13 protein-coding genes are annotated in these 12,482 nt (G+C 70.0%); 4 read left to right on the top strand and 9 right to left on the bottom strand.

Annotated features, from left to right (window positions below; all coding sequences use genetic code 11):
• The 6 genes from AAG801_RS34505 to AAG801_RS34480 form a co-directional block, all read right to left on the bottom strand.
• The coding region (locus AAG801_RS34505) for a tripartite tricarboxylate transporter permease (protein WP_341892466.1) at positions 1-998 on the bottom strand (998 nt) is incomplete at its 3' end.
• A 10-nt stretch (positions 999-1,008) separates the two neighbouring features.
• Positions 1,009-1,470, bottom strand: coding sequence for a tripartite tricarboxylate transporter TctB family protein (locus AAG801_RS34500; RefSeq protein ID WP_341892465.1), 462 nt, complete (start codon positions 1,468-1,470; stop codon positions 1,009-1,011).
• Between the two features lie 219 nt (positions 1,471-1,689).
• Positions 1,690-3,480 carry a GspE/PulE family protein gene (locus tag AAG801_RS34495; RefSeq protein WP_341892464.1) on the bottom strand — a complete coding sequence of 597 codons (1,791 nt, stop codon included), beginning with the start codon at positions 3,478-3,480 and terminating at the stop codon, positions 1,690-1,692.
• Positions 3,477-4,259: a spermidine synthase gene (locus AAG801_RS34490; protein ID WP_341892463.1), complete on the bottom strand. Its 783-nt coding sequence runs from the start codon at positions 4,257-4,259 to the stop codon at positions 3,477-3,479. The genes AAG801_RS34495 and AAG801_RS34490 overlap by 4 nt, the downstream gene beginning before the upstream one ends.
• Before the next feature lie 10 nt (positions 4,260-4,269).
• Positions 4,270-4,767, bottom strand: a complete 498-nt coding sequence (locus AAG801_RS34485; RefSeq protein ID WP_341892462.1) for a DNA-deoxyinosine glycosylase — start codon at positions 4,765-4,767, stop codon at positions 4,270-4,272.
• Entirely contained in the window at positions 4,764-5,576 is an 813-nt protein-coding gene (locus AAG801_RS34480; protein ID WP_341892469.1) for a TatD family hydrolase, read from the bottom strand. The genes AAG801_RS34485 and AAG801_RS34480 overlap by 4 nt, the downstream gene beginning before the upstream one ends.
• 83 nt (positions 5,577-5,659) lie before the next feature.
• Here AAG801_RS34480 and AAG801_RS34475 point away from each other — a divergent pair, with 83 nt between their 5' ends.
• The 4 genes from AAG801_RS34475 to AAG801_RS34460 are packed head-to-tail and all read left to right on the top strand — an operon-like array spanning position 5,660 to position 9,699.
• Positions 5,660-6,646, top strand: a complete 987-nt coding sequence (locus tag AAG801_RS34475; protein ID WP_341892468.1) for a trypsin-like peptidase domain-containing protein — start codon at positions 5,660-5,662, stop codon at positions 6,644-6,646.
• 11 nt (positions 6,647-6,657) lie between these two features.
• The gene (locus AAG801_RS34470; protein ID WP_341892461.1) at positions 6,658-7,674 is read left to right on the top strand and encodes a MoxR family ATPase; all 1,017 of its coding nucleotides are present in this window, start codon (positions 6,658-6,660) and stop codon (positions 7,672-7,674) included.
• The gene (locus AAG801_RS34465) at positions 7,649-8,656 is read left to right on the top strand and encodes a DUF58 domain-containing protein (RefSeq protein WP_341892460.1); all 1,008 of its coding nucleotides are present in this window, start codon (positions 7,649-7,651) and stop codon (positions 8,654-8,656) included. The genes AAG801_RS34470 and AAG801_RS34465 overlap by 26 nt, the downstream gene beginning before the upstream one ends.
• Before the next feature lie 14 nt (positions 8,657-8,670).
• Positions 8,671-9,699 (top strand): VWA domain-containing protein, encoded by a 1,029-nt coding sequence (locus AAG801_RS34460; RefSeq protein ID WP_341892467.1) that lies wholly within the window; start codon positions 8,671-8,673, stop codon positions 9,697-9,699.
• A 14-nt stretch (positions 9,700-9,713) separates the two neighbouring features.
• Here the strand turns inward: AAG801_RS34460 and lolD are convergent, their stop codons facing one another.
• From lolD to AAG801_RS34445, 3 genes are all read right to left on the bottom strand, one after another.
• Positions 9,714-10,391 carry a lipoprotein-releasing ABC transporter ATP-binding protein LolD gene (gene lolD / locus AAG801_RS34455; protein WP_341892459.1) on the bottom strand — a complete coding sequence of 226 codons (678 nt, stop codon included), beginning with the start codon at positions 10,389-10,391 and terminating at the stop codon, positions 9,714-9,716.
• Positions 10,384-11,661, bottom strand: coding sequence for a lipoprotein-releasing ABC transporter permease subunit (locus AAG801_RS34450; RefSeq protein WP_341892458.1), 1,278 nt, complete (start codon positions 11,659-11,661; stop codon positions 10,384-10,386). Before AAG801_RS34450 ends, lolD begins: the two co-directional genes overlap by 8 nt.
• A partial coding sequence (locus tag AAG801_RS34445; protein ID WP_341892457.1) for an FtsX-like permease family protein occupies positions 11,654-12,482 on the bottom strand: 829 nt, incomplete at its 5' end. The genes AAG801_RS34445 and AAG801_RS34450, both read right to left, overlap by 8 nt.

Here is a 12,482-nt window from a genome sequence, read left to right as displayed (position 1 = left end):
ATCAGCGCCATCACCGCGTTGGGCGGGATGCCCAGCGTCAGCATCGGGATGAACGAGGTCTGCGCACCGGCGTTGTTGGCCGACTCGGGGCCGGCCACGCCGCGGATGTCGCCCTTGCCGAAGCGGCTGGCGTCCTTGGCGATCTTCTTCTCCACCGTGTAGGCCGCGAACGAGGACAGCAGTGCCCCGCCGCCGGGCAGCACGCCGAGCATCGAGCCCAGCGCCGTGCCGCGCAGCACCGCCGGCCAGGCGTCGTGAAAGTCCTGCCGGGTCGGCCACAGGCCCTTGACGTCCTTGGTGAACACCTCGCGGTGCTCGGCCGGGCGGCCGAGGTTGGCGATGATCTCGCCGAAGCCGAACACGCCCATCGCGATGGCGACGAAGCCGATGCCGTCGGTCAGTTCGGGGATGTCGAAGCTGTAGCGCGGCGTGCCGGAAATGACGTCGGTGTTGATCTGGCCCATCAGCAGGCCGAGCAGGATCATCGCGATCGCCTTGACCAGCGAGCCCGAGGCCAGCACCACCGCGCCGATCAGGCCCAGCACCATCAGCGAGAAGTACTCGGCCGGGCCGAACTTGAAGGCCAGTTCGGTCAGCGGCGGCGCGAAGGCGGCGACGATCATCGTCGCCACCGAGCCGGCGAAGAAGGACCCGAGGCCGGCTGCGGCGAGCGCGGCGCCGGCACGGCCCTGACGGGCCATCTGGTAGCCGTCGATCGCCGTCACGACCGAACTCGACTCGCCCGGTACGTTGATCAGGATGGCCGTCGTCGAGCCACCGTACTGCGCACCGTAGTAGATGCCGGCGAGCATGATCAGCGCCGGCGTCGCATCCAGCGAATAGATCGAGGGCAACAGCATGGCGATCGTCGCGACCGGGCCGAGGCCCGGCAGCACGCCGATCAGCGTGCCCAGCAGCGCGCCGCCGAAGGCGTACAGCAGGTTCTGGAAGGTGAAGGCGACGCTGAATCCGAGCGCCAGGTTGTCAAGCAGTTCCATTGTTCGCTCCTCAGCCCATGAACCACGGCTTGAGCGGAATCGTCAGGTTCAGCCCGTAGATGAACACCAGCCAGCTGAAGGCGGTGATGATGGCGGCGTTCACGATCGCCTCGCCCCAGTGAAACTCGTCGCCGGCCAGCGCCGACGTGATGACCAGCAGCGGCAGCGCAATGAACATGCCCACGCGCGGCAGCAGCAAGCCGAACACGACCATCGAGCCGACGATGATGATCAGCGGCTTCCACGCGAAACGGCCCACCGGCTCACCGTCTTCGGTCGCGATGGTCAGGGCCTTGAACAGCACGGCACCGCCGAGCACGGCCATCAGGATGCCCAGGCCGAAAGGGAAGTAGCCGGGGCCGGGCCGCGCCGAAGTGCCGAAGCTGTACTCGGTGGCCCCCCACGCAAAGCCGAGGCCGACGGCCACGAACATCAGGCCCGACCAGAAGTCGCGCTGGCTCTTGATCTTCACTGCGAATCTCCTCCGCGAACGGAATGTTTGCGGCGATTCTAGGCAGCGATGCCCGACTGACCTGTGTGGTTTACACGTAAGGTGACGGCCCCTCGGCAGGCGGGTACGCCGGCCGATCCCCCGAGGGGAGCGACGCCGGACGTGAGGCCATCCTGAGGATGGCCTCGCGCCTGCGGAGCGCCGGCCGCGTCTCGCGGCCGGCCGCGGGCCGCGCTTCGCTCACTCCCAACCTGGGGTCGCGCGGAGCACTTCGTCGAGCGTCGTCAGGCCTTCGGCCACCTTCATCGCGCCGGCCACGCGCAGCGGGCGCAGGCCATCCTGCAACGCCTGCTTGCGCAGCCGGGCGATGTCGGTCGTCGGCGAGATGCACTGGCGCGCGCCCTCGCCCACGGTCAGCAACTCGTACAGGCCGGCGCGGCCGCGGTAGCCGGTCATTCGGCACTCGAGGCAGCCCACCGGCTTGTAGGGCTTGACGCCGCCGGTCAGCCGCCAGGGCTTGACGAACTCGCCGAGCGCCTCGCGCGACAGGCCGTCGTCGGGCTGCTTGCAGGCCGGGCACAGCGTGCGCACCAGACGCTGCGCGAGCACGCCGATCACCGTCGCGCCGATCAGGTAGGGCGGCACGCCCAGGTCCTCGAGGCGGGTGATCGCGGAGACCGAGTCATTGGTGTGCAGCGTGCTGAAGACGAGGTGGCCGGTCAGCGCCGCCTGCGTCGCCATCTCGGCGGTTTCGAGGTCGCGGATCTCGCCGACCATGATGATGTCCGGGTCCTGGCGCATCAGCGCGCGCAGGCCTTCGGCGAAGCCGAGGTCGATGTTGCCCTGCACCTGCGTCTGGTTGAACGAAGGCTGGATCATCTCGATCGGGTCTTCGATGGTGCAGACGTTGACCTCGTCGGTGGCGAGGCGGCGCAACGTCGAGTACAGCGTGGTCGTCTTGCCCGAGCCGGTCGGGCCGGTGACCAGGATGATGCCGTGCTCGTGGCCGACCAGATCCTCCCAGCGCTTGCCGTCGTGGTTGCCGAAGCCCAGCGCGTCGATCGACTTGACGGTGGTGTCGGGGTCGAAGATGCGCATCACCATCTTTTCGCCGAAGGCGGTGGGCAGCGTCGACAGGCGCATCTCGACCTCGTCGCCCGCCGGGTTGCGCGTCTTGATGCGTCCGTCCAGCGGGCGGCGCTTTTCGACGATGTCCATGCGGCCGAGCAGCTTGACGCGCGCGATCATCGCATTGAGCACGCCCAGCGGCACCTGGTAGACGTTGTGCATCACGCCGTCGATGCGGAAGCGGATCACCGAGCGCTCGCGGCGCGGCTCGAGGTGGATATCCGACGCGCGCTGGTCGAAGGCGTACTGCCACAGCCAGTCGACCACCTGCACCACGCCCTGGTCGTTGGCATCGAGCTGCTTGTTGCTGCGGCCGAGTTCGACGAGCTGCTCGAAGCTGGCCAGCGTGGAGGTCTCGCCGGTCTTGATGGCCGCGCGCACCGACTTCGACAGGCTGTAGAACTCGGTGGTGTACTTCTGCAGCTCGACGGGGCTGGTCACCACCAGCTTGATCGGCTTGCCGGTGTGGGCCTCGATCTCCGGCACCCAGGCGATGTCGCAGGGCTCGCAGGTGGCGATGGTCACGTCGCGCAGGCCGACGCTGATCGGCAAGGCCTTGCGCCGCTCGGCATAGCTGATCGACATGACCTCGGCGACGCGGCCGACGTCGACCTTCAGCGGGTCGATGCGCAGGTAGGGCAGTTGCACGCGGGCCGCCAGCCATTCGGTCAGCGCCTCGACGTCGAGCACGCGGCCCTTGCCGGGCTCCTTGTCGCGCTGCAGCCCCAGGCTGGCGATGCGCACCAGCGGGTGCTGGCGGCTGTCGGCGCCGTGGAAACGCTTCTCGGTGGCACGCGCGGACTCCTCGCTGATCAGGCCGTCGCGGCGCAGCCAGCGCAGCAGCACGCGCCAGTCCAGCGGGCCGACGTGCGGCTTGTCGAGCATCAGATCGGGTGCATTCATGGAGAAGCGGTCGGGGCGCCGGACAGTGGGCGGATCATGCGCAGCCATTTTCGCGCCGGCAAGCCGTAGCCGGTGTCGATCTGTTGCGCGCGCGCGGCGAGTTCGTCACGGTCTGGCAGTTCCGCCTGCTTCGTGGCGAGCACCACGGTGTTGCCTTCCCGGGTCGGCTGCAGCGAAATCACCAGGCCGCCGGCGAAGGCGGCCGCGATGCGCTTCGCACTGCGCGCGAAGCTGGCGTGGCGGCCGAACAGGTTGACGCTCATCACGCCGTGCTCGGACAAGGCCCGCGCACAGCCGCGGTAGAACTCCTCGCTGTCGAGCACCGGCCCGGCGGCCTGGTGGTCGTAGAGGTCGACGCACAGCACGTCGGTGCCGCCGGGCTCGGCGACCTCGTCGACCCAGTGCTGCGCATCGATGTTGAGCACATGGAAGCGCGCCCCCTCGTCGGGCAGGCGGAAGTAGGCGCGGCACACGCCGATCACCGTCGGGTTCAGCTCGACCACGGTGGTCTTCATCTTCAGCACGCCGTGGGTGAAGCGGGTGATGCTGCCGGCACCCAGCCCGAGCTGCACCGCATGGCCCTTGGCGAGTTCGGCGGCCGGCCGCAGCAGCATCCAGGCCATCATGCGCTGCACGTACTCCAGCTCGATCTGTGCCGGCTTGCGGATGCGCATCGCGCCCTGCACCCAGGGCGTGCCCAGGTGCAGGTAGCGCACGCCGTCGAACTCGGACAGGGTGGCCGGGGCCAGTTCGGGATCGGTCTTTCGTCTTGTCGTCATGCGGTGCGGTTCAGAGCAGCCCGTGCGTGGCGAAGGCCTCGCGCCAGGCCGCCAGCTTGCGGTCGAAACTCCAACTGGCGTTGGCCGGGCTGGTGGAGGGCAGGCGGAGCACCTCGACGCCGAGCGTGCGCGTGATCGCCATCGCCTTGGCCGACTCGCCGCCGTTGTGCGCCACCGCCGACAGCCGCGGCGCGCGCCGCTTCAGGCTGGCCAGGTCGTTGGGCACGCTGTCCTCGATCGCGCTGTCCAGGCTGCCGTCGCGACGACAGCTCGCGTAGACGTCCCAGATGCCGAGGCCGCGGCGCTTCACCTCGGCCAGCCGCGCAAGGTAGGCCATGCCGGCCAGGTCGACACCCCACAGCGCCGACAGCAGCGGCCAGAACTGGTTGCGCGGGTGGGCGTAGTACTGCTGCGCCTGCAGCGAGGCCACGCTCGGGAAGCTGCCCAGCACCACCAGCCGCGTCTGGCGGCCGATCACCGGGGCCAGGCCGTGCAGGAGCTCGCTCATCCGAGCCTCGGCAGGGCGGCGCGCGCGTTGGCGCTGGTCGCATGGGCGAACTCGTCCACCATCAAGCCACGCAGGCCGGCGAGCAGCGCGCCGATGCGTGGCAGCTCGGCCGGTTCGTTGCGGCTGGTCTCGCCCGCGGCGCGCTGCGCCGCGGTGCGGTACAGCCAGTGCGGCGGGATGTCGGGCGCATCGGTCTCGACCACGATCGCCGCCAGCGGCAGCGTGCGCGCCAGCTCGCGAATCTGCAGTGCGCGCTCGAAGGTCGCGGCGCCGCCGAAGCCGAGGCGCAAGCCGAGATCCACGAAGGCCTGCGCCTGCTGGGCACTGCCGTTGAAGGCATGGGCAATGCCGCCAGCCACCTCGATGCGACGCAGCTGCTTGAGCAGGCCGTCGGCCGAGCGGCGCACGTGCAGGATCACCGGCAGGCCGTGGCGCCGCGCCAGCTTCAGCTGCGCGACGTAGAAGCGCTCCTGACGCTCGCGGTCCAGGCCGGGCACGAAGTGATCCAGGCCGATCTCGCCGACCGCCACCAGCCGCGGGTCGTCGCGCGCCTCGGTCAGCTCAGCGTCGAGGCGGTCGATGTCTTCATCCGCGGCACGGTGAACGTACAGCGGGTGGATGCCGAGCGCGTAGGCGCAGCCGTGGGCATGGGCGAGCTCGCGCACGGCGGCGAAGTTCGCCACCTCCACCGCCGGCAGCACCTGCATGGTCACGCCGGCCGCACGGGCGCGCGCCACCACCGCCTCGCGGTCGGTGTCGAACTCGGGAGCGTCGAGATGGCAATGGGTGTCGATCCACACGGCGCGCATCATGCCTGCGCTGCGACAGGTTCCGCGCGGACGTGCTACTGTTGCAACGCATCCCGTCCCTGGGCCTCGCGCCGGAGCAGTCGATGATGAAGGCACCGCTGTACAGCCGTTCTCGCCGGGGGGTGGCCGCCACCGTCGCGCCGCCACCCGAGCCGGTCGCGCCGGCGGTTGCATCGCGCCGCGCGCGCCTGGCCGGATTCGCGGCCCGCCATGAGCGCCGCCTGTGGGCGCTGGCGGTACTCGCGCTGATCGCGGTGGCGTTGTTCTGGCGCATCGGTCCGAAGGCGCCCGCGCCACTGACCTTCGAGCAGATCGATCACCTGGTCCGCAAGTCGATCGAGGAGAAACCGCTGACCTCGGCGGCGGCGATCGCCTACGACAAGATCATCCCCTCGGTGGTGCGCGTGGTCGGCTACGACCGCGAAGGAGAGGCGCCGCACGGCGAGCGCAAGCCCGGCAAGGACCCGAAGGACGCCAAGGAAGCCGAGGATGCGCGGCCCAAGCGCGACACCGGCGACCTGCCCGGCTTCCAGGAACGTGGCGTCGGCACCGGCGTGGTGATCGTCGACAACGGCACCATCCTGACCAACCTGCACGTGGTGATGGGCGCCGAACGTGTCAAGGTGACCTTCATGGACGGCCTGGAGGCCGACGCCAAGTTGATCAGCGTCATGCCCGAGCACGACCTGGCCGTGCTGCGTGCGATGAAGGTCCCTGACGACCTGCACGCCGCCACCATGCGCGGCACCGGCGACCTGAACCCGGGCGACCGTGTGATGGCGGTCGGTTTCCCCTTCGGCATCGGCCCCTCGGCCTCGGAAGGCGTCGTCTCGGGTTTGAAGCGCGAATTCCGTTCGCCCGAGGGGGAACGAACGCTGACCAACCTGATCCAGTTCGATGCGGCGGCCAATCCGGGCAATTCCGGCGGGCCGCTGGTGACGATGGAAGGCGAAGTGGTCGGCGTCGTCACCGCCATCCTCAACCCGACCAAGCAGCGGGTGTTCGTCGGCATCGGCTTCGCCGTGCCGATCGAGAACGCCGCCGCCGGCGCCGGCATGCCACCGTTCTGACGAGGAGCTTCATGGATTCGACCAACCCCGGCAGCGCCCAGGCCGCCACGCTGATGGAGCGGGTGCTCTACGAAGTCAAGCGCGTCGTCGTCGGGCAGGATGCCTTCCTCGAGCGCGTGATGGTGGCGATGCTCAGCAACGGCCACCTGCTCGTCGAGGGCGTGCCCGGCCTGGCCAAGACGCTGACGGTGAAGACGCTGGCGCAGACATTGCGCGGCCAGTTCAAGCGCATCCAGTTCACGCCCGACCTGGTGCCGGCGGACCTGGTCGGCACGCGCATCTACAGCCCCAAGACCGGCGAGTTCGACACCTCGCTGGGGCCGGTCTTCACCAACCTGCTGCTCGCCGACGAGATCAACCGTGCGCCGGCCAAGGTGCAGAGCGCCCTGCTCGAGGTGATGCAGGAGCGCCAGGTGACGATCGCCGGCGTGACCCACAAGGTGCCCGAGCCCTTCCTCGTGATGGCCACGCAGAACCCGATCGAGACCGAGGGCACCTACCCGCTGCCGGAGGCGCAGGTCGACCGCTTCATGATGAAGGTGCTGGTCGACTACCCGAGCGAGGAAGAGGAGTTCGTCGTTGCCCAGCGCGTCACCGGCGCGCCCGTGCAGGTGCAGGCGGTGGCCAGCATGGGCCAGCTCGCCGAACTGCAGCAGGAGTGCCGCAAGGTCTACGTCGACCCCTCGCTGATGCAGTACGCCGTCAAGCTGGTCAGCGCGACGCGCCGGCCGGCGCAGTACGGCCTGGCCGACGTCGCCAGGTACCTCAGCTTCGGCGCCAGCCCGCGCGCCACCATCGGCCTGATCGAGGGTGCCCGCGCGCTGGCCTACATGCGCGGCCGCAGCTACGCGCTGCCGGAAGACATGACCGGGCTGGTCGGCGACGTGATGCGCCACCGCCTGGTGCTCAGCTACGAGGCGCTGGCCGATGGCCTGAATGCCGACGGCATCATCCGCCAGGTGATGCAGAAGATTCCCGCCCCCGACAAGCCGCTCGCTCCGCATGAACAAGGTGCCGGAAAGAACTGAAGCCGCCGATCCGGAGGCCTTGCGGGACCCTGGAACGCAGGGCGCGGAGGCCCTGCTGCGGCGCCTCGAATGGACGGTGATCCGCCGTCTCGACGGCCTGCTGCAGGGTGACTACCGCACCCTGATGCGCGGCGCCGGGCTGGACCTGGCCGACCTGCGCGAGTACCAGCACCACGACGACGTGCGCCACATCGACTGGAACGTCACCGCGCGGCTGCAGCAGCCCTACGTGCGCCAGTTCACCGAAGACCGCGAGCTCGCGGCCTGGTTCCTCGTCGACCTCTCCGCCAGCGTCGACTTCGGCTCCGACGAACGTGCCAAGCGCGGCGTCGCGCGCGAGTTCGTCGGCGTGCTGTCGCGGCTGCTGACGCGCCATGGCAACCGCGTCGGCGCCCTGCTCTACGGCACCGAGGTCGACACCGTGATCCCGGCACGCGCCGGCCGCATGCATGTGCTGCACCTGCTGCAGCGCATGGCGCAGCGCCCCGCCGAAGCGCCACAAGGCGCGACGCAGCTGCGCGACCTGCTGCTCGCCGGGCAGCGCTTGATCAAGCGCCGCTGCACGGTGTTCGTGGTCTCCGACTTCATCAGCCCGCCGGGCTGGGAGCAGGCGCTGGGCGAACTGTCGCGCCGCCATGACGTGACCGCCGTGCGCCTGTACGACCCGCTGGAGATGGAGTTGCCGGACATCGGCCTGGTGACCATGCGCGACGCCGAGACCGGCGAGCAACTGCTGGTCGACACCCACGACGCCGGCTTCCGCGAGCGCTTCGCCGCCGCCGCGCAGGCGCGCGAGACGGCGCTGCTCGCCTCGCTCGCGCAGGCCGGCGTCGACACGCTGGAGCTGGCCACCGACGACGACTTGTTCGATGCCATCCTGCGCTTCGCCGACCTGCGCCGTCAGCGCAGCCGCATGGCCGCCGGTGGCGGCGCGCCGTCGCACCTGGGCGTGCTGAGGAACGAACCGCGGAGGGCGTCATGAAAGGCACGATCCCGCTGAATTTCGTCTGGCCGGAGATGCTCTGGCTGCTGGTGGCCGTGCCCTTGCTGGTGCTGGCCTACCTGTGGCTGCTCGGCCGGCGAAAGAAGACCGCGCTGCGCTATGCCAACCTCGCGCTGGTCAAGCAGGCGATGGGCAGGAGTGCGGGCTGGAAGCGCCACCTGCCGCCGGCGCTGATGCTGCTGGCCATCACGGTGCTTCTGCTGGCCGCCGCGCGGCCGGCGGCGGTGATCACCCTGCCATCGCAGCAGGAGACCATCGTGCTGGCGATGGACGTCTCGGGCAGCATGCGCGCTGCCGACGTGCAACCGAACCGGCTGGTGGCCGCCCAGGAGGCGGCCAAGACCTTCGTTGCCGAGCTTCCGCGCAGCGTGCGTGTGGCCGTGGTGCAGTTCGCGGGCACGGCGGCCATCGTGCAACCGCCCACGCACAGCCGCGAGGACGTCTACGCGGCGATCGACCGCTTCCAGCTGCAGCGCGGCACCGCCACCGGCAGCGGCATCGTGCTGTCGCTGGCGGCGCTGTTCCCCGAGGCCGGCATCGACCTGTCGCAGATCACCGGCCAGAAGGCGATGCCGCCGGGACCGAACGACAAGCCCAAGCCGGAGTTCACGCCGGTGGAGCCCGGCTCGTTCGGCTCGGCGGCGATCATCATGCTGACCGACGGCCAGCGCACCACCGGCCCCGATCCGCTGGAGGCGGCGAAGATGGCCGCCGACCGCGGCGTGCGCGTCTACACGGTGGGAATCGGCACCAAGGATGGCGAGACGATCGGCTTCGAAGGCTGGTCGATGCGTGTGCGGCTCGACGAGGATGCTCTCAAGGCCGTGGCGCAGACGACGCGCGCCGACTACTTCTACGCCGGCACCGCCGAAGACCTGAAGAAGGTCTACCAGGGCCTGTCGACGCGGCTGGTGGTCGAGAAGAAGGAGACGGAGATCAGCGCGCTGTTCGCCGCGCTCGGGGCGCTGCTGGTGGCGGCTGCCGCGGCGCTGTCGGTGGCCTGGTTCGGGCGGGTGAGCTGAGGGCTTCGCACCGATCAGCCCGCGAACCGCCCCTTGACCAGGCGAAGCACCCGATCGCAACGCGCCGCCAGCGACTCGTCGTGCGTCACCAGCACGAAGGCGGTGCCCTGGCTGCGCGCCAGTTCCAGCATCAGCGCGAACACCGCATCCGCGGTGTCGCGGTCGAGGTTGCCGGTCGGTTCGTCGGCCAGCACGCAGCCCGGCTGGCCGGCCAGCGCACGCGCGATCGCCACACGCTGGCGCTCGCCGCCGGAGAGCTGTGCAGGCCGGTGCAGCGCACGTTCGGCCAGCCCGACTCGGCCCAGCACCTCACCCGCCCGCTCGCGCGCCTCGGCCACCTCCATGCGGCGGATGCGCAGCGGCATCGCGACGTTGTCCAGCGCGGTGAACTCCGGCAGCAGGTGGTGGAACTGGTAGACAAAGCCGAGGTGGCGGTTGCGCCACTCGCCCTGCTCGGCCGCGTTCAGCGAGGCCAGGTTGCGCCCGGCCAGCAGCACCGTGCCCTGCGTCGGCGCCTCGAGTCCGCCGAGCAGGTGCAGCAGCGTGCTCTTGCCCGACCCGGACGCGCCGACCACGGCGACCGTTTCGCCCGGCTGGATGGCCAGGTCGATGCCCTGCAGCACCGGCACGTCGAGCCCGCCCTCGGTGAAGCGCTTGTGCAGGTTCTGCGCCTGGACGATGGCCTCACTCATGGCGCAGCGCCTGCGCCGGTTGCACGCGGCTCGCGCGCCAGCTCGGGTAGAGCGTGGCGATGAAGGACAGCAGCAGCGAGATGATCACGATGGGAATGATGTCTCCGCCACGCGGGTCGCTGGGCATGTGGCTGATCAGGTAGACGTTGGCCGGCAGCAGCGTGGTGCCGAGCAGCCGCTCGATCGCCGGCACCAGGCTGCCGACGTTGAAGGCGAGCAGCAGGCCCAGCAGCAATCCGGCCAGCGTGCCGATGAAGCCGGACGCGGCGCCCTGAACCATGAAGATGCCCATGATCGAACGCGGCGTGGCGCCCAGCGTGCGCAGGATGGCGATGTCGGATTGTTTGTCGGTCACCGTCATGACGAGCATGGAGACGAGGTTGAAGGCCGCCACCGCGACGATCAGCGCGAGGATGAGGAAGAGCATGCGCTTCTGGATCTGCACCGACTCGAACCACTGGCGGTTCGTGCGCGTCCAGTCGCTGACGAATATAGCCGGGCCGAGTTCACGGGCGAGGATGTCGCCGACCTCGCCGGCGCGGTCGCGGTCGGCCAGCTGCAGTTGCAGCCCGGTCGGACCGGCCAGGCCGAACAGCGCGCGCGCGTCGCCGATCAGCATCAGCGCCATCGTGCTGTCGTACTCGTAGTGGCCGGCCTCGAAGGTGGCGGCCACGGTCAGCGGCAGCAAACGCGGCGCGCCGCCGGGCCGCGCGACGTTGGGCACCACCAGCGTGACACGCTGGCCGGCCGCGGCGCCGAGCTTGCGCGCCAGTTCGGCGCCGAGCACCACCTCGTTGCGGCCCGGCACCAGCTTGCCGAGCACGGACGACTGCAGACTCTTGGCGAGCTCCGACACGCCGGCCTCGGCCGCCGGGTCGATGCCGCGCAGCAGCGCCGGGCGCAGTTCCTCGCCGCGGCCGAGCAGCGCCTGCATGGCGACGAAGGGCGCCACCGCTGTCACCCCCGGGTGCTGGCCGACGCGCGCTGCAGTGGCCTGCCAGTCGGGCAGGGCGCCACCGTTGGCGTCGAAGATCTGCACGTGCGCGATCACCGACAGCATGCGGTCGCGCACTTCCTTGCTGAAGCCGTTCATCACCGACAGCACGACGATCAGCGCCGCCACGCCGAGCGCGATGCCGAGCATCGCCACCGCCGAGATGAAGGAGATGAAGCCGTTGTCGCTGCCGCCGCGTGCAGCACGCAGGTAGCGCCAGCCGACCTGCAACTCGTAGGGCAGCTCGCGCGGCCGCTTGATGGCCGCCTCACTCATAACGCAGCGCCTGCGCCGGCTGCACGCGGCTGGCGCGCCAGCTCGGGTAGAGCGTGGCGAGGAAAGACAGCAGCAGCGAGATCAGCGCGATCGGCCACACGTCGCCGCGCTGCGGGTCGCTGGGCATGCGGCTGATCAGGTAGATGCTGCCGGGCAGGAAGCTGACGCCGAGCGCACGCTCGATCGCCGGCACGATGACGTCGATGTTCACCGCCACCAGCAGGCCCAGCAGCACACCCGAGAGCGTGCCGATCACGCCCGACGTCGCGCCCTGCACGACGAAGATGCCCATCACCGAGCGCGGGCTGGCGCCGAGCGTGCGCAGGATGGCGATGTCGGCGCGCTTGTCGGTCACCGTCATCACCAGTGTCGAGACGAGGTTGAAGGCGGCCACCGCGACGATCAGCGTCAGGATGATGAACATCAGCCGCTTCTCGATCTGCACCGCATCGAACCAGGCGCGGTTGCTGCGTGTCCAGTCGCGCAGCTCGAAGCCGGCGCCGAGCGTCTGGCCGAGCTGCTCGGCCACCGTGCGCGCAGCCTGTACGTCCTTCAGGCGCAGCTGCACACCGGTCGGCCCCTCGACGCGGAACAGGCGCGCCGCGTCGTCCAGGTGCATCAGCGCCAGGCCGCTGTCGTACTCGAAGTGCCCGGAGTCGAAGGTACCGACCACGGTGAGCTGCTTCAGGCGCGGGATCGCGCCAGCCGGCGTGACCTGGCCACCGGGGGTGATCAGCGTGAGCTTGTCGCCCTCGCGCACGCCCAGGCTGCGCGCCAGCTCGCCGCCGAGCAGCACGCCCCAGCCGCCGGGCTGCAGCCGG

This window comes from Variovorax sp. YR752 (genome assembly GCF_943372545.1).
Note: the sequence above shows the minus strand (reverse complement) of the source record. Positions and strands in the feature narration are given on the sequence as shown.